Origin of the sequence: Pseudomonas sp. HD6515 (assembly GCF_024971855.1) — a bacterium.
GTDB classification, from domain to species: Bacteria; Pseudomonadota; Gammaproteobacteria; order Pseudomonadales; family Pseudomonadaceae; genus Aquipseudomonas; species Aquipseudomonas alloputida.
The window spans coordinates 4,458,577-4,474,981 of record NZ_CP079827.1 but is presented as its reverse complement, the minus strand read 5'-3'; the positions used below and the strand labels follow the sequence as shown (position 1 = coordinate 4,474,981).

The 16,405-nt window shown below is 64.3% G+C and carries 13 protein-coding genes; 6 read left to right on the top strand and 7 right to left on the bottom strand.

All coding sequences use genetic code 11. The features are described from left to right. Positions 1-73: 73 nt before the first annotated feature. The 4 genes from KW568_RS20740 to KW568_RS20725 all read left to right on the top strand — a co-directional run bounded on the left by KW568_RS20740 (position 74) and on the right by KW568_RS20725 (position 5,268). Positions 74-1,153 carry a 4-oxalomesaconate tautomerase gene (locus tag KW568_RS20740; RefSeq protein WP_004577438.1) on the top strand — a complete coding sequence of 360 codons (1,080 nt, stop codon included), beginning with the start codon at positions 74-76 and terminating at the stop codon, positions 1,151-1,153. Positions 1,154-1,224: 71 nt separating this feature from the next. Further along, complete coding sequence (locus tag KW568_RS20735) at positions 1,225-2,532, top strand: dicarboxylate/amino acid:cation symporter (protein ID WP_004577439.1); 1,308 nt, start codon at positions 1,225-1,227, stop codon at positions 2,530-2,532. Positions 2,533-2,646: 114 nt separating this feature from the next. Then, on the top strand, positions 2,647-3,951 hold the full coding sequence (locus tag KW568_RS20730; protein ID WP_259536663.1) for a CitMHS family transporter: 1,305 nt from the start codon (positions 2,647-2,649) through the stop codon (positions 3,949-3,951). Positions 3,952-4,014: 63 nt separating this feature from the next. Beyond that, positions 4,015-5,268, top strand: a complete 1,254-nt coding sequence (locus KW568_RS20725; protein WP_004577441.1) for an OprD family porin — start codon at positions 4,015-4,017, stop codon at positions 5,266-5,268. A 52-nt stretch (positions 5,269-5,320) separates the two neighbouring features. Here KW568_RS20725 and KW568_RS20720 read toward each other — a convergent pair whose 3' ends face one another. Beyond that, positions 5,321-5,569: a CsbD family protein gene (locus KW568_RS20720; protein ID WP_004577442.1), complete on the bottom strand. Its 249-nt coding sequence runs from the start codon at positions 5,567-5,569 to the stop codon at positions 5,321-5,323. 145 nt (positions 5,570-5,714) lie between these two features. Then, complete coding sequence (soxR, locus tag KW568_RS20715) at positions 5,715-6,170, bottom strand: redox-sensitive transcriptional activator SoxR (protein WP_004577443.1); 456 nt, start codon at positions 6,168-6,170, stop codon at positions 5,715-5,717. Positions 6,171-6,254: 84 nt separating this feature from the next. On the opposite strand from soxR, the gene KW568_RS20710 reads away from it, so the two are divergent. Then, positions 6,255-7,352, top strand: coding sequence for an efflux RND transporter periplasmic adaptor subunit (locus KW568_RS20710; RefSeq protein ID WP_003247277.1), 1,098 nt, complete (start codon positions 6,255-6,257; stop codon positions 7,350-7,352). Next, the gene (locus KW568_RS20705; RefSeq protein ID WP_004577444.1) at positions 7,349-10,432 is read left to right on the top strand and encodes a MexW/MexI family multidrug efflux RND transporter permease subunit; all 3,084 of its coding nucleotides are present in this window, start codon (positions 7,349-7,351) and stop codon (positions 10,430-10,432) included. Before KW568_RS20710 ends, KW568_RS20705 begins: the two co-directional genes overlap by 4 nt. Before the next feature lie 53 nt (positions 10,433-10,485). Here the strand turns inward: KW568_RS20705 and KW568_RS20700 are convergent, their stop codons facing one another. The 5 genes from KW568_RS20700 to KW568_RS20680 all read right to left on the bottom strand — a co-directional run bounded on the left by KW568_RS20700 (position 10,486) and on the right by KW568_RS20680 (position 16,405). After that, the gene (locus tag KW568_RS20700; RefSeq protein WP_004577445.1) at positions 10,486-11,223 is read right to left on the bottom strand and encodes a GntR family transcriptional regulator; all 738 of its coding nucleotides are present in this window, start codon (positions 11,221-11,223) and stop codon (positions 10,486-10,488) included. 93 nt (positions 11,224-11,316) lie between these two features. Further along, complete coding sequence (locus KW568_RS20695; protein WP_004577446.1) at positions 11,317-12,831, bottom strand: DHA2 family efflux MFS transporter permease subunit; 1,515 nt, start codon at positions 12,829-12,831, stop codon at positions 11,317-11,319. Continuing rightward, a complete protein-coding gene (locus tag KW568_RS20690; RefSeq protein ID WP_004577447.1) occupies positions 12,821-13,966 on the bottom strand; it encodes an HlyD family secretion protein in 1,146 nt (381 codons plus the stop codon). The genes KW568_RS20695 and KW568_RS20690 overlap by 11 nt, the downstream gene beginning before the upstream one ends. A gap of 206 nt (positions 13,967-14,172) precedes the next feature. Further along, a complete protein-coding gene (locus KW568_RS20685; RefSeq protein WP_080635007.1) occupies positions 14,173-15,591 on the bottom strand; it encodes an efflux transporter outer membrane subunit in 1,419 nt (472 codons plus the stop codon). 103 nt (positions 15,592-15,694) lie between these two features. Next, complete coding sequence (locus KW568_RS20680; protein ID WP_003247284.1) at positions 15,695-16,405, bottom strand: helix-turn-helix transcriptional regulator; 711 nt, start codon at positions 16,403-16,405, stop codon at positions 15,695-15,697.

Below are 16,405 nucleotides of genomic sequence, written 5' to 3'. Positions count from 1 at the left end.
TGATTTATCCATCCCTGTCACTCTTTTGCTCACAGCATCAATGATGTCCATTGATCAACAAGAGTGCGAAATCATGCAGCGAATTCCTTGCGTACTCATGCGCGGCGGTACCTCCAAAGGGCCGTTCTTCCACGCCTGGGACCTGCCTGCCAATGTGGTCGAGCGCGACGAGTTGCTGATCAACCTCATGGGCTCTGGCCATGAGCTGGAAATCGACGGCATCGGTGGCGGCAGCCCGCAGACCAGCAAGGTGGCGATCATCAGCCCGTCATTGCACGCCGACGCCGACGTCGACTACCTGTTCGTGCAGGTGATGGTCGCACAGCGGCGGGTCGATACGGCCCCCAACTGCGGCAACATGCTGTGTGCGGTTGGGCCATTCGCCATCGAACAGGGGTTGGTAAAAGGCCAGGAAGGCAAGACCTTGGTGCGCATCCGTAACCTCAACACTGGCACCTTCGTCAATTCGTTGGTCGAAACGCCCGGCGGTATCGTGCGCTACGAAGGCCGTACGGCGATCGATGGGGTGCCGGGCACTGCCGCCCCAGTGCACCTGACCTTCCTCGACGCGGTCGGCAGCAAGACCGGCAAGCTGTTCCCCACGGGCAAGGCCCAGGACGTGATTGATGGCGTGCCGGTGACCTGCATCGACATGGCCATGCCGATGATGGTGATGGAGGCCAGCCAGTTGGGTGTCAGCGGCTCGGAAACCCCGGCTCAGCTGGACGCCAACAGCGCGCTGCTCGAACGCCTGGAAGCGTTGCGGCTGAAGGCCGGAAAGGCCATGGGCCTGGGCGATGTCAGTGGCATGGTCATCCCCAAGCCAGTGCTGGTGTCCAAGCCGCGCTACGACGGCACGCTGCAGGTTCGCTATTTCATGCCGCACAACTGCCATCGTGCCTTGGCGATCACTGGAGCGGTGGGGCTGGCGACTGCCTGCGTCAGCCCTGGCACCGTGATTGCCGACCTGTTGGGCGAAGGCGCGCAGCAACTGGCCGAGGTCCGCCTGGAGCACCCAAGTGGCGGCATCGATGTTGCGCTGACGCGCAGCGGTGCCGAGGGCCAGACGATCCAGGCTTCGGTGGTGCGAACCGCCCGGCGGCTCTTCTCAGGGTTCGTCTACGCCCCTACATTCCGCAGGTTGGCCGGGTAGTTCCAGGCACCGATCCAGACCTGCACATTCGTAACAAGCGCATCCGCACAATTTCAACAATGGGTGATGCCATGAGACTCGCCAAATCGCTGTATTTCCAGATTCTCTGCGCCGTCCTGCTGGGCGTGGTGGTCGGACACTTCTGGGCGCAACAGGCCGTGGCCCTCAAGCCGCTGGGTGATGCGTTCATCAAGCTGATCAAGATGATGATCGCGCCGGTGGTGTTCTGCACCATCGTCACCGGCATCGCCGGCATGACCGACAAGCGTTCCCTGGGGCGCTTGATGAGCAAGACCCTGCTGCTGTTCCTGGGCCTGACGGTGGTCAGCCTGGTGATCGGACTGGCGGCGGTTTACCTGTTCAAGCCAGGTGCCGGCATGAACATCGATCCTGCTACCTTGAGCACAGCGGGCCTCAGCCAGTACACCGCGTCGGCCGCCAAGCTGAGTGTGGTGGACTTTTTCATGCACATCATCCCGGACACCTTCATCGGTGCCTTCAACAAGGGTGAGGTCTTGCCGGTCCTGTTCATCGCCGTACTCAGCGGTTTCGCCCTCTCGTCGATGGGCGAAAAGGGCAAGCCGGTACTGGACGTGCTGGAGTCGGCCTCGACCATGGTGTTCCGCATCTTCGGCTACCTGATGCGCTTTGCCCCGGTCGGCGCTTTCGGCGCACTGGCATTCACCGTGGGCCAGTACGGCATTACGTCCCTTGGCGCGCTGGCCAAGCTGGTGGGGACGTTGTACATCGCCTGCGCGTTCTTCGTGCTGGTGGTGCTCGGTGGCATCTGCCGGGCCCATGGCTTCAGCCTGTGGAAGTTGCTGCGCTATTTCCGCGAAGAGTTCCTGGTTGTGCTGGGTACTTCTTCAACCGAGCCTGTGCTGCCGCGAATGCTCGAGAAACTCGAGAAGCTTGGGTGCAAGAAAGGCGTGGTTGGCCTGGTGCTGCCCACTGGCTACTCGTTCAACCTGGACGGTACTGCCATCTATCTGTCGTTGGCAGCCGTGTTCATCGCGCAGGCCTGCAACATCGACCTGAGCCTGGGCCAGGTGGTCACCATGCTGGCGATCATGCTGCTGTCCTCCAAGGGCGCGGCAGGTGTCACCGGCAGCGGTTTCGTGGCCTTGGCCTCGACCCTTACCGTGATCCACGACATACCCCTGGCCGGCCTGGCCCTGTTGATCGGGGTCGACCGCTTCATGTCGGAAGCCCGTGCGCTGACGAGTCTTGCCAGCAACGCAGTGGCGACGGTGGTGGTTTCGTTGTCGGAAAACGCCTGTGACCGCCAGACGTTGCACAGCCGCCTGAACGGCGAGCCGGTGGTCAGCCCCGTTGCTGAAACAGCCGACTGGGTCGCCGAACCACACCGCCGCGGCTGAGCCCCGACACCCTCAAGCTTTTCACAGGCCCCCACCAGGCGTTGCCGGGTGGGGGGCAGGGGGCCGTCTGCGCTGCAGGTGGCCACATAGACAATAAAAACAAGAGAACAAACCATGCTCGCACTTCTGGGCCTGATCATGGTGGTGACCTTCACCTACCTGATCATGAGTAAACGTCTGTCCCCGATCGTCACGCTGACCATCGTGCCGATTGTTTTCGCCCTTATTGGCGGTTTTGCGCCAGACCTGGGCAAGATGATGCTCGATGGGCTGAAAATGGTCGCACCGTCTGCCGCGCTGCTGCTGTTCGCCATCCTGTTCTTCGGCCTGATGATCGACGCCGGCCTGTTCGACCCGCTGATCCGCAAGATTCTCAAGCGGGTGAATGGCGACCCGATCAAGATCGCCATCGGCACCGCCCTGCTGTCGCTGCTGGTGGCGCTGGACGGTGATGGCACCACGACTTACATGATTACCTGCGCTGCCATGCTGCCGCTGTACAAGCGCATCGGCATGAACCCGATGATCCTGGCGACCGTATCGATGCTGTCATTGAGCATCATGAGCGGCATGAGCCCGTGGGGTGGTCCCGCCACCCGTGCCATTGCCGCGCTCGGACTGGATGCGACCGACTACTTCATTCCGATGTTGCCCACCGTCATCGGTGGGGCGGCGTGGGTCGTGTTCACCGCCTACCTGCTGGGCCGTGCCGAGCGCCGGCGTATCGGCAATGTTGCCCTGGAGTCCGGAGGGGGCAACTGCTACATCAAGGAAATCCTTGGCGACAGCCCGCACAAGCGCCCGCGCCTTGCCTATGTGAACCTGGTGCTGGTGATCGCCGTGATGACCGCGCTGGTGCTGGGGCTGATGCACGCGGCCATCCTGTTCATGATCGGTTTCGTCGCCGCACTGATGATCAACTACCCGCAGCTGAATGTGCAGAAAGAACGCATCCTCGCCCATTCGGGCAACGCCATGACCGTGGTGCTGCTGGTGTTCGCCGCAGGCATCTTTGCCGGTATTTTCTCGGGTACCAAGATGGTCGATGCATTGGCCCAGACGCTGGTGGACTGGATTCCGGATGCGTGGAGCCACTGGTTCCCGCTGGTGGTGGCGCTGACCAGCATGCCGCTGACCTTCGTGCTGTCCAACGACGCGTACTACTTCGGCGTTGTGCCGATCCTGGCCAATGCCGCGGCCGCGTACGGCATCGACCCTGTAGAGATCGCCCGCGCTTCGGTGCTGGGGCAGCCGGTGCATCTGATGAGCCCATTGGTAGCCTCGACCCTGCTGCTGGTGGGCATGGTCGATCGCGACATCGGCGACTTCCAGAAAGCCACTGTGAAATGGGCGGTGCTCACCTCGCTGGTGATCACGGCGCTGGCACTGCTGACGGGCGCCTTGTCCTTCTTCGTCTGAACGCTTCTGGTGCTGCCAGGCGCAACGCCTGCTCATCCCTAAAACAACAATAGAGTACCGATCATGTCCCGAGCTGTGTTCCGTGGGGCCACCTGTGGCCTGCTGTGCGGCTGGCTGCCTGTTGCCGGCGCTTCCGGTTTTGTCGATGACAGCAAGCTCAAGCTGCAGTTGCGCAACGTGTATTTCAACGAGAATTTCCGTGACGAGCAGGGTATGAGCGCCCGCGCCGCCGCCACAGCCAAAAGCGAACGGGTGGAGTGGGCTCAAGGCTTTCTGCTCGATTACCAGTCCGGCTTCACCCAAGGCACCCTCGGCCTGGGTCTCGACGCCTTGGGCCTGGTCGGCGTCAAGCTCGACTCCGGCCGTGGGCGCAGCGGCACCGGGTTGCTGCCAGTGCGTGACGATGGCCGCGCGGCCGACGAATTCGCCAGCGCCGGTATCACGGCCAAAGCCCGCCTGGGCAGCACCGTGGCCAAGCATGGCACCTTGCTGCCCAAGACACCGGTACTGGTGTACAACGATGCACGCCTGCTGCCGCAGACTTACCAGGGAACCCAGCTGACCAGCACCGACATCGACAACCTCACCCTTACCGCTGGCCACCTGGACCGCTTCAAACAGCGCGACTCATCCAATAGTACCGGGTTGTACCTGGACGGGTATGGCGGCCCAGCGTCTGGCGACTTCAGCTTCGCCGGTGCTGACTATGCCGTCAGCAAGCAACTGCGCCTGAGTTATTTCCATGGCGAGCTCGAGCATTTCTACCGCCAGGACTTCGCCGGGCTGGTGCACGACCTGCCGCTGGGCGGCGGCGTGCTGACCACCGACCTGCGTTACTTCAAAAGCCGCGACAGCGGTACGGCGTATGGCGGTGGCATCGACAACGACCTGTTCAGCGGCCAACTGTCGTACGCCCACTCCGGGCATACCGTCGGCGCAGGTTACCAAGTGCTCGATGGTGAAGCGGGGCTGCCGTATATCAGTGGGGCAACGGTCTATTCGTTCAGCAACGTCGGCATCGGCAAGTTCATCGAAGAGGAAGAGAAGACCTGGATGGCCAGCTACGCCTACAACTTCGCTGCCGCCGGGGTGCCGGGGCTGACCTTCATGACGCGCTACCTGAGTGGCGACAATGGCCGTTCAGGTGGCGAGGGCATCAAAGAATGGGAGCGTGACGCCGAGATTGCCTACGTGGTGCAGGGCGGGCCGCTGAAAGGGCTGGGCGTAAAGCTGCGAAACTATGTGTATCGATCAGATTTCGCCCGCGGCCGAGACAGCAATCGCCTTTACCTGACCTACGATATCGCCATCTGGTGATGGCGCAGGCCGGACAAGATATCCGGCCCTGAACCGCCTGAGGCGCCGTGGTTCAGCGGCGCAGCAGGCGAGAGACCACCAGTGTGACGGCGGCGGTGATGGCCAGTGCGGCGAAGGGCTTTTCCTTGACGAACGAGGACACCGTGTCCAGGGTGTCGCCGTAGGACTTGGTCAACTGGCCTGCGGCCTGACGCGCATCGCCTTCGGCTTCCAGTGCCGGGTCTTCGACCAGGCGACCTACGGCGCTTTGCGCCTTGCCAGCCAGGTCCTCTGCTACACCTTCGATCTGTTCGCGTTTCATGATGGCTTAGTCCTTCCTGTGAGCGGCTTTGGGTTAACAGCACAGGGTTAGGGCGGTGAATCGCCGCAATGGTTCAAAGCAACTGTTTGTCACCTGCAGGTCATGCGCGCCGGCAAAGGGGCGCACCTGGCATGAGCGCGCGAGGCTAGCGGGCCTTCTTTTCGAGGATTCGTGCCCCGGTCCCTTCCTTGCCCAGCACATCCTCGGGGTTGCGCAGCGGGCAGTCTTCCAGCGACAGGCAACCGCAACCAATACAGTTGTCGAGGCTGTCGCGCAGTGCTTCCAGTGTGCGAATGCGGGCATTCAGGTCTTCGCGCCAGGCCGTGGACATCTCGCCCCATTGCGCGGCCGTGAGCTTGCTGTTGGGGGCATAACGGCTGAAGGCCTGTTTGATTTCCTCCAGCGCAATACCCGTGCGCTGGGCTACCTTGATGATCGCCAGGGTACGCAGCACCAGCGAGGGATAGCGGCGCTGGTTGCCTGCCGTGCGGACGCTGGCGATCAGCCCCTTGGTTTCGTAGAAGTGCAGCGCAGATACCGCCACGCCGCTGCGCTTGGCCACTTCACCCACTGTGAGCATCCGTGTGTTGTCCGCTGCCATGCCTGTTGACCTCAAGTAAAGTTGAGCTTTTATAGTCCTGCCCGATCTTCCCTGCAACCGCTTTCCCTGTGATCGGAGCTGTGCATGAACAAACGGACGTTACTGGCCTGGGCCGGCGCTGTTGCCGGTGCGCTGGCCGCTGCCTATGCGCTGGTGGGAAGCGGCTCGGCGCCACCCGCTGCGGCGGTGTGGCCGGCGACCAAGGTGGCGCTGGCCACGGCCGAGCAGGTGCAACTGGCGCGGCAGCGCTTTGCTTCGGGGGAGTTGGAGGCGGTCAACCAGGTGCAGGTGGCGGCCGAGATGCCAGGGCGTATTACCCGCATCGCCTTCGAGTCGGGGCAGACAGTCGCGGCCGGGCAGTTGTTGGTGCAGCTCAACGACGCGCCCGAGCAGGCCCTTCGCGTGCAGTTGCAGGCCAGGTTGCGTAACGCTGACGTGGTGCTGCAGCGCAGCCGCAAACTGCGCGCGATGAATGCCGTGTCGCAAGAGCTGCTGGACAACGCCGCCACGGCCGTGGACGTGGCCCGTGGTGAGCTGCAGCATGTCGAGGCGCTGATCGCGCAGAAGGCCATTCGTGCTCCGTTCGCCGGCAAGCTCGGCATCCGCCGTGTGCATCAGGGCCAGTACCTGGGCGCTGGCGAGACCATCGTCAGCCTGGCCGACATCAGCCAGTTGCATGTGAACTTCGCCTTGGGCGAGCAGGCCGCCCCCGAAGTGCACGCCGGGCAAGTGCTGGCACTGACGGTGGATGCGGTGCGTGGGCAAGACTTCCAGGCGCGGGTGGTGGCGGTCGACCCGGTGGTCAGCACAGCACGCCTTGTGCAGGTACAGGCGGCCTTGTCGAACCCGCAAGGACAGTTGCAGCCGGGTATGTATGCCGGCGTGCGGCTGGATGCTGCGCAGCCGTCGACCGTGCTGGCCGTGCCGGAAACCGCGATCACCTACACCGCCTACGGGCAGACGGTGTTTGTCGCGACCCAGGACCCGCAGCATGGCACCCGGGTGAGCCGGGTGCAGGTAACCACCGGTGAGCGCTGGCAGGGGCGGGTGGAAATCACCTCCGGCCTGACGCCCGGTGACCGTGTGGTGGTTTCCGGCCAGCTGAAACTGAGTGATGGCATGCCGGTCGAGCCAGTGGCGCAGGACAGCCTGCAGGCCAGCCAGGGAGGGCGGCAGTCGTGAGGTTTACCGACGTCTTCGTGCGCCGCCCGGTGCTGGCGCTGGTGGTCAGCAGCCTGATCATCCTGATGGGGCTGTTTGCCATGGGCAAGTTGCCGATCCGCCAGTACCCGTTGCTGGAAAGCTCGACCATTACCATCAGCACCGAGTACCCCGGTGCCTCCGCCGAGTTGATGCAGGGTTTCGTGACGCAGCCGATCACCCAGGCAGTGTCGTCGGTCGAAGGCATCGACTACCTGTCCTCGTCGTCGCAGCAGGGGCGCAGCCTGATCACCTTGCGCATGGTGCTCAACCGCGATTCGACCCAGGCGCTGGCCGAAACCATGGCCAAGGTCAACCAAGTGCGCTATCGCCTGCCGGAAAAAGCCTACGACCCAGTGGTGGAACTGTCAGCAGGTGACTCCACTGCCGTGGCCTATGTGGGGTTTGCCAGCGACAGCCTGTCGATACCGGAACTGAGCGATTACCTGTCACGGGTGGTGGAACCGCAGTTCTCCGGTATCGACGGCGTGGCCAAGGTGCAGTCGTTCGGCGGGCAGCGCCTGGCCATGCGCCTGTGGCTGGACAGTGAGCAGATGGCCGGGCGCGGGGTGACGGCGGCGGACGTGGCGCAGGCGGTACGTGCCAACAACTACCAGGCAACGCCGGGCCAGGTGCGCGGGCAGTACGTGCTGGCCGATATCCAGGTGGACACCGACCTGACCCGGGTCGAAGACTTCCGTGAGCTGATCATCCGCAACGATGGCACCGACCTGGTGCGCCTGCGCGATATCGGCACCGTCGAGCTGAGTGCGGCGGCCACGCAGACCAGTGCCACCATGGACGGCAAACCTGCCGTGCACCTGGGGCTGTTCCCCACGCCCAGCGGCAACCCTCTGGTGATCGTCGAGGGTATTCGCCAGCTGCTGCCACAGATCCAGCAGACCTTGCCGCCTGGCGTGAACGTGGCGCTGGCCTATGAAACCGCACGCTTCATCGATGCGTCGATCCATGAAGTGCTGCGCACCTTGATGGAGGCGATGCTGATCGTGGTGTTGGTGATCTGGCTGTGCCTGGGTTCGCTGCGCAGCGTGCTGATCGCGGTGGTGGCCATTCCGCTGTCGATGCTGGGGGCCGCGGGCCTGATGTTGATGTTCGGTTTCAGCCTCAACCTGCTGACCTTGCTGGCGATGGTGCTGGCCATCGGCCTGGTGGTGGACGATGCCATTGTGGTGGTGGAAAACGTGCATCGGCATATCGAGGAGGGCAAGTCGCCGGTCGCGGCAGCATTGGCCGGGGCGCGGGAAATCGCCGGGCCGGTGATCGCCATGACCCTGACCCTGGCGGCGGTGTATGCGCCCATTGGCTTGATGGGCGGGCTGACCGGCACGCTGTTCCGTGAGTTTGCCTTGACCCTGGCGGGGGCGGTGATCGTGTCCGGCATTGTGGCGCTGACCTTGTCGCCGGTGATGAGCTCGCTGTTGCTGCAGCCCGGTCAGCAGCCTGGCGCCATGGCCACTGTCGCCGATCGGTTGTTTGGCACGCTGAGCGGGGCCTATGGACGGGTGCTGGCCTACACACTGGCACACCGCTGGATCAGTGGCGGCGTGGCGTTGCTGGTGTGCCTGAGCCTGCCCTGGCTGTACCTGCTGCCCCAGCGCGAGCTGGCGCCACCCGAGGACCAGGCGGCGGTGCTGACCGCCATCAAGTCGCCGCAGCATGCCAGCCTCGAATACGCAGAACGCTTTGCGCTGAAGCTCGACCAGGTGATGAAGTCCATTGCCGAAACCACCGACACCTGGATCATCAACGGCACCGACGGCCCGGCTGCCAGTTTCGGTGGCACCAACCTCAGCGCCTGGCAGGCGCGCGAGCGTTCCGCCGCACAGGTGCAGGCGCAGTTGCAGCAGGCCGTTGCGGATATCGAGGGCAGCAGCATCTTCGCCTTCCAGGTCGCGTCACTGCCGGGCTCCAGCGGTGGCCTGCCGGTGCAGATGGTGCTGCGCAGCGCCCGGGATTACCCCGAGCTGTTCCAGACCATGGAAGTGCTCAAGCAACGCGCCCGCGACAGCCGCCTGTTCGCCGTGGTGGACAGCGACCTCGACTACAACAACCCGGTGGTCAAGGTACGCGTGGACCGGGCCAAGGCGGCGAGCCTGGGCATCAGCATGCAGGCCATTGGTGAGTCGCTGGGGGTGCTGGTGGGCGAGCAGTACCTCAACCGCTTCGCCCTGTTCGGGCGCTCTTATGACGTGATCCCGCAGAGTATCCAGGACCAACGCCTGACGCCTGCGGCGCTGAGCCGCCAGTATGTGCGCGCCGAAGATGGCAGCCTGGTGCCGCTGGCTACGTTGGTGCGCCTGGATATCGAAGTGGCACCCAACCGCCTGTTGCAGTTCGATCAGCAGAACGCCAGTACCCTGCAGGCAATCCCGGCCCCGGGTGTATCGATGGGCAACGCTGTGGCATTTCTGGAACAGCTCACCGCCGAGCTGCCACCGGGCTTCAGCCACGACTGGCAATCGGAATCGCGCCAGTATGTGCAGGAGGGCTTTGCCTTGATGTGGGCATTTCTCGCCGCCCTGGTGGTGATCTATCTGGTGCTGGCGGCGCAGTACGAAAGCCTGGTCGACCCCCTGATCATTCTGGTGACCGTGCCGCTGTCGATCTGCGGTGCGCTGCTGCCGCTGGCGCTGGGCTGGGCCACGCTGAACATCTACACACAGATTGGCCTGGTGACGCTGATCGGCCTGATCAGCAAGCACGGCATCCTGATGGTGGCGTTCGCCAACGAGATTCAGGTGCGCGACAACCTCGATCGTGCCGCCGCCATTGTTCGTGCGGCGCAAATACGCTTGCGGCCAGTGCTGATGACCACGGCGGCGATGACTTTTGGCGTGCTGCCACTGCTGTTCGCCAGCGGCGCCGGCGCCAACAGCCGTTTCGGGTTGGGGGTGGTGATTGTGTGCGGGATGCTGGTGGGGACCTTGTTCACCTTGTTCGTGCTACCGACGATCTACGCCTGGCTGGCACGCGATCACCGGGTGAGCACGGCGCGGGCGAGGCAGTTGGTCGAAGCTGAAAGGCAACTGGGGGCGCTTTAGGCGCAACGGCCTGTTCATCAGCTGAAAGTTGAACCATCCCTGTACGAGCGGGTTCAGGCGGGGGAGCGGTCGCGGCGCATCTGGGTGACCAAGGTAAAGCGGTCATCCGGGTGCACGGTCTCTGAGACCGCCATCAAATCACCATTTTCCTCGCGGTATTGGCGGATGATCTTCAGCCCCGGTGAGCCCGCCTCTGCCTTCAGCGCCCTGGCCATTTCCGCTGTCAGCAACACCGCGCGCACCCGCTGGTCGACCACTGCGATTGCCCGGCCATAGTGCTGTTCGATCAACCCGACAATGAGTTGGTCGGGGTGCTCGCGGGCCAGTTCGACGACCGCGGTGTAGTCGCGCGGCGCATACACGTCGGTCCAGCACAGCGGCGCGGCAGGGTGCTGCCTGTCGACGCGGAGGCTCGATACGCAGAAGTAATGCTCCCCCGGCACCAGCCCCAGCCTCGCCGCCTCGCTCAGGTCGGCGACAAAGTGGCGCACGTTCTGGATTTCCCGCTGCTGGGTGTCTGCCAGGTGCGCCAGGTCAGCCACACTGGCTAACGTCTGCGAATAGCCGCCGCGCGGGCTGCTGGCCTCCACGCGTGTGCCCACGCGCTTGCGGCGCGACACCAGCCCTTGGGTGAGCAACTGGTCGATAGCGGCACGCACCGTGTGCCGGCTCACATTGTAAAGGTCGCACAGCTCGAACTCGGTCGGCAGCAGGCTGCCTACTGGGTAGCGGCCGCTGGCAATCGCTTGCATCAAGTCCTTTGCCACGGTGGAGTAGCGCGTCGGGTTCATACCTTTGCTCGGGTTCGCCAATTTCATCGGTTGACAGTGTAACAGCGGCCGAATACCGAACGCTTCGGTCGCCCACAGAGGTCGATACTGCCTTCAATGCTGCTGTCTGGCCCGCAGCAGCAACGCTGCAAGGGCACACCCAACCAATGCCAGGCACGCCAGGTAGAACGCATCACTGTAGGCCATCAGGTAAGCCTCTCGTCGAATGGTTGCCGCCAACGCTTCCAGCATTTGCTGCTGAGGCGGCAGCCAGCTTTGCACCGTCTGGTTGATACGCGCCTGCACGCTTGGCTCAAACAGCGTCACCTGCTCGTGAATGCGCTCACTGTGAAAGCGTTCACGGGTCGCCACCAGTTGCGTCAACCCGGCCGTACCGATGGCGCCACCCAGGTTGCGCAACATCGAGAACACCGCCGAGGCTGAGCCGGCTTCACGCTTGTCCAGCCCGGCCACCGCCAGCACCGATAACGCAACCATGATGAAAGGCTGGCCAATACCGCGCACCACCGTGGACGGGATGATCACGTTGTCGGCACTGTCGGCGCTCAGGCTAGCCCCCAGCCAGCAGCCCAGCGCCATGATCAAAAAGCCGCTGGCGACCATGAACTTGGCACTGGTCCAGCCCATCAGCCGGGGCATCAACGGCGCCAGCAGCAACTGCACCACGCCATAGGCGATCAGCGCCACGCCCACGTCGTGCGCGCTGAACCCCTGCAACTGCGACAGGTAGTTGGGCACCAGGAACACCAGGCCGAACGTGGCAGCGCCAAAGATGAACATCGCCACGCTGGCAACGCCGAAGTTGTAGTGCCCGAGCAAGCGCAGGTTGATGAACGCGCGCTGGCCGAACAGCTGGGTCACCACGAACACCACCAACGCAATGGCAGCGACCACGCTCATGCCGACAATGAGCGGCGAGCCGAACCAGTCCAGCCGACCGCCTTCTTCCAGCACGATCTGCAAGCCGCCCAGGCCGATCACCATGGCCGCGATACCCAGCCAATCACCTTTGCGTAACAGTTCGAGCTTCATCGGCTTGGCTTCGATCGACCAGGCGATGGCCAGTAGCAGTGCAATGCCGGGGAAAAGTTGCAGATAGAAGATCCAGCGCCACGAATAGGCATCGGTCAGCCAGCCGCCAATCGACGGCCCGGCGGCCTGCGCCACGCTGTTGGCCAGGCTGAACAGCGCCATGCCCATGGCCATCTTGCTGGCCGGCAGTTCGGTGATGATCAGCTGGAACGACAGGGGAATCAGCACCGCGCCCGCAGCCCCCTGGATCACCCGGATTACAATCATCGCCTCCAGGTTGGGCGCCCATGAGCAGGCCACCGAGGCGATCAGAAAGATGAGCGAGCCGGTCCACATGACCCGGCGCAGCGAGAACACGTCCACCAACCAGGCCGTCAGCGGAATCATCACGATTTCCGCCACCAGGTAGGCGGTGGAAATCCATGAGCCTTCCTCGAAGCTGGCACCCAGCGAGCCGCGGATTTCCGGCAGGGCGGCGCTGGTGACATGCACGTTCATACCCGCCATGAAGCAGCCGAACAGGCCGCCAAGCACCGCTACCCAGGCACGCAGCGAGACCGTTTGCTCAGTGCGCATCGGCAACCTCTGCGGGGCGTGTGTCGACTGTACTGACCACCGACATGCCGGGCAGTACCTGCGGGCCATCCAACGGTTTGTCGAGCAAAATGCGCACCGGGAAACGCTGGACGATCTTGGTGAAATTGCCGGTGGCATTGTCCGACGGCAGCAAGGCGAAGACATTGCCCGAGGCTGGCGAGAAACTGGCCACATGGCCATGCAGTGGCTGGCTGGCGAAGCTGTCTACATGTATTTCTACCGGTTGCCCGGGGCGCATGCGGGCCAGTTGGGTTTCCTTGTAGTTGGCCACCACATAGGCTTGTTGCAGGGGCACCACAGCCAGCAGCGGCTGGCCCGGCACCACGTACTGGCCGGTGCGTACGCGGCGTTGGCCGACCACGCCGGTGATCGGCGCGCGGATCACCGTGTCCTGTTCGTCTTGCTCGGCAAGCTGCTGGTGGGCCAGGGCGCGTGCCAGGGCCGCTGCCCGTTGTTGCAGCTCGGCCTCGGCCTGGGCTGACCGGGCCTTGGCCATGGCCAGTTGAGCGCGTTGCTGGCGCAGCGCGGCCTGGGCACCTTGCCGTGCGGCTTGTGCCTGGCTGGCATGGGCGCTGGCGGTTTCCAGGCGCTGCATGGTCGCTGCATCGTCACGCACCAGGCCACGGTAGCGTTGGACATCCAGTTCACAGCGGCGCTGTTCGGCGCTGGCGCTGCGCACGACGGCCTCGGCCTGCAGGATGGCTTGCTGTTGCTGGTCGATGCGCTCGGTCGCCACCTGTTGGCTGGCCTGGGCGGCGGCCAGTGCCGCCTGTGCCTCGGTCACGCCAGCCCGGGCCTGGTCGAGGCGGGCGCGGTAGTCGCGGTTTTGCAGGCGCACCAGCACATCGCCGGCTTTCACCGGCTGGTCGTCAGCCACCTCGACCTCGGCTACGTAGCCCGCCACGCGTGGGCTCAGGGCCACCCAGTCGGCGCGGACGTAGGCATCGTCGGTGGTTTCCAGGTAGCGGCCGGTGCTGAACCAGTAGCAGGTGAAGGCCAGCAGGGTGATTGTGGCCAGGCTGCCGCTGGCGATGACTGCCAGGCGGCGACGGGTTTTAGCGCTCGGCCGCTGTTCAGTTTCGGCGGGTGAGGGTTTGTCTACGGCAACATTCATGGTTGGTTTCCATTCTCGAATTGGGCCTGCTGGCTGTCCGTTGTGGGAGCAACTGTCTTGCTCAATTTCTAAAAGCTGGCGCGATTGGTGGGGGAGCGGGCTTGCCCGCGAACACGGGCGACGCCCGTGCTATCCACCGCGGTGTATTCTTCGCGGGTAAACCCGCTCCTACAGTGGGCGGTGCTCGCTGCTGGTCTTGCGTCTCGCTACCACCGCCCGCCCAGCGCGCGGAACAGGTTTACCTGCGCTTGCGCCAGGCGCCCTCGGGCTTCTGTGTGGCTGGCCCGCAGGCTGATCATTTCGCGCTCGCTGTCGAGCAGGGCCAGCCCGTCCACGGTGCCGGCACGGTAGTTACCCTGGGCCAGGGCAAAGCTGTGCTGGCTGTGCGCCAGGGCTGCCTCCAGCGCCTGCAACCGTTGTCGCTCGCCGTCGTAGCGGGCCAGTGCCTGGCGCACGTCTTTCAGCGCGCTCAGCGCCACGCCGTGGTAACGGGCGACCTGCGCCCGCTGCAATGCCTCGGCCTTGCTCACCCGTGCGCGGTTGGCCTTCAGGTTGGGAAATTCCCAGCGGATCAGCGGGCCAATGCCGAACATCACCGCGCGGCTGTCGCCGAGGTTGGCAAGGTGATGGTCCGAAGACGTCAACGAAGCGCCGAAGCTGACCTTTGGGTAAAGGTCGGCCCGCACGATGTCGGTCTCCAGGGTGGCCGCCTGCAGTTCCCGTTCGGCCTGGCGCACATCTGGCCGGCGCTCGAGCAAATGCCAGCCATCGCCAGCCGGCAGCGGCGCCGACAGCGTGGGGATGGCTACGCAGGTCGTGGCTTCGGCCACCGAGGCCTGGCCACTGAGCATGCTCAGTTCGTAAAGCGCCATCTGCCGCCGGGCTGAGAGCATCGGCAGTTGCGCACGCACTTGCTCCCGCAAGCCCAACAGGCGCTCGCTGTCGAGGGCAGTGGCCACACCGGCCTGGCGCTGACGCTGGCTGAGTTGCACGCTGTGGTCGAGGGTTTGCAAGGCCTGCTTCGCTGCCTCCAGGCGAGCCGCGTAGGTGCACTGGTCGATGTAGGCGCGGGTGGTCTGGGCGACTACCTGCAGGCGTACCAGGTCTAGTGCCGCAGCGCTGGCTTCGGCTTGCACCCGGGCACGTTGGATGGCGGCGCGTACCTGGCCCCAGATATCCACCTGATAGGCCAGCTCGATGCCCGGGTTGAATTGCCATTGTGACGGCGCGTTGCTGTCGGTCGCCTCGGCCAGCGTCTGGTCATCGGCGCTTCTTCCATAGGTAGCGGCAACGCCCATCGCGGTAGACGGCCAGCGCCTGGCGTCGAACTCGCCGATGCCGGCCAGCATGGCCTGCACGTTGGCCTCGGCCTGTGCCAGGCCTTGGTTGTGCGCCAGGGCTTGCTGTACCCAGCGGTTGAGTTGGGGGTCTTGATACAGTGCCCACCAGCGTTCGGGCAGGGGCTGTTTGCTGACGCTGGCCGGCATGTTCGCCAGCGGGTCTGCCTGCAGCGCTGGAGGTGGTTCGGCAGGCGTGGGTTGGTGGCCGCACGCCGCGAGTGCAGCGAGCATGCCGAGGGCTGTGGCAAGCCGGGCAGGGCCTGGAAATGAGTGCAGTAAGGGCATCACGATTGTCGCTCAAAGGTCGTGATGCGAGGTTAACGAGGGTTGCATGGGCGTCGCTGTCGCAAGCGGGACAACCCTGCGCGCAAGCGGGACAACCTGAGGCTCAGTGCTCGCGCGCGGTACCGTTTTGCCAATCACTCGGTGCATGGCCGAGGATGCGCTTGAACATGGCAGTAAATGCACTGGCGCTCTGGTAGCCGTGCTCCAGCGCAACGTTCAGGATCGGCTTGCCATCGGCCAGGCACTGCTGGCTGAGCATCACCCGGGCACGGGCGCGCCATTGGCCATACGACATGCCCACCTCGCGCTGGAACAGCCTGGCCACACTGCGGGCACTCATGTTCAGTTGTGCGCCGCATTGCTCCAGGGTCAGGTCCTGGGCCGGGTCCTGCAGGAAGCGCTCGCACCAGGCACGCAGGCGTGCGTGCTGCGGCGTAGGGACAAAGGCATCGATGCGCCGGGCGGCGGCGAGTTCGTACAGGATCAGCGCACGAGCATGCGCGCCGTCGCGCAGGTTCAGCACCCGTGACGCCGCCAGGATCAGTTCGCGCAGCAGGCCGGACACGACGATGACCTGGCAGCGTTCGATGTGGGCATCGAGCAGCAAGGTACGCAGGTAGACCACGCCCTCCATGCGGATGGCATGGCTGACCCCCGCAGGCATCCACAAGGCATGCCCGCCGGGGATCACCCAGCTGCCGCCCTCGCTGCTGACCCGCATCACGCCGCTGGCGGCGTAGATCAGCTGGTCTTCGGCGTGGCAGTGGCTGGCCACTTCATCGCCGTGTCCGTAGTCCATTTCCAGTGCTTGCAT

What these genes read in the sequence shown, in the direction of transcription:
- KW568_RS20680 (WP_003247284.1), bottom strand. Translation starts at nt 16,405, where the DNA reads ATGCAAGCACTGGAAATGGACTACGGACACGGCGATGAAGTGGCCAGC.
- KW568_RS20720 (WP_004577442.1), bottom strand. Translation starts at nt 5,569, where the DNA reads ATGAAACGCGAACAGATCGAAGGTGTAGCAGAGGACCTGGCTGGCAAG.
- soxR (WP_004577443.1), bottom strand. Translation starts at nt 6,170, where the DNA reads ATGGCAGCGGACAACACACGGATGCTCACAGTGGGTGAAGTGGCCAAG.
- KW568_RS20710 (WP_003247277.1), top strand. Translation starts at nt 6,255, where the DNA reads ATGAACAAACGGACGTTACTGGCCTGGGCCGGCGCTGTTGCCGGTGCG.
- KW568_RS20700 (WP_004577445.1), bottom strand. Translation starts at nt 11,223, where the DNA reads ATGAACCCGACGCGCTACTCCACCGTGGCAAAGGACTTGATGCAAGCG.
- KW568_RS20725 (WP_004577441.1), top strand. Translation starts at nt 4,015, where the DNA reads ATGTCCCGAGCTGTGTTCCGTGGGGCCACCTGTGGCCTGCTGTGCGGC.
- KW568_RS20685 (WP_080635007.1), bottom strand. Translation starts at nt 15,591, where the DNA reads ATGCCCTTACTGCACTCATTTCCAGGCCCTGCCCGGCTTGCCACAGCC.
- KW568_RS20740 (WP_004577438.1), top strand. Translation starts at nt 74, where the DNA reads ATGCAGCGAATTCCTTGCGTACTCATGCGCGGCGGTACCTCCAAAGGG.
- KW568_RS20730 (WP_259536663.1), top strand. Translation starts at nt 2,647, where the DNA reads ATGCTCGCACTTCTGGGCCTGATCATGGTGGTGACCTTCACCTACCTG.
- KW568_RS20735 (WP_004577439.1), top strand. Translation starts at nt 1,225, where the DNA reads ATGAGACTCGCCAAATCGCTGTATTTCCAGATTCTCTGCGCCGTCCTG.
- KW568_RS20695 (WP_004577446.1), bottom strand. Translation starts at nt 12,831, where the DNA reads ATGCGCACTGAGCAAACGGTCTCGCTGCGTGCCTGGGTAGCGGTGCTT.
- KW568_RS20690 (WP_004577447.1), bottom strand. Translation starts at nt 13,966, where the DNA reads ATGAATGTTGCCGTAGACAAACCCTCACCCGCCGAAACTGAACAGCGG.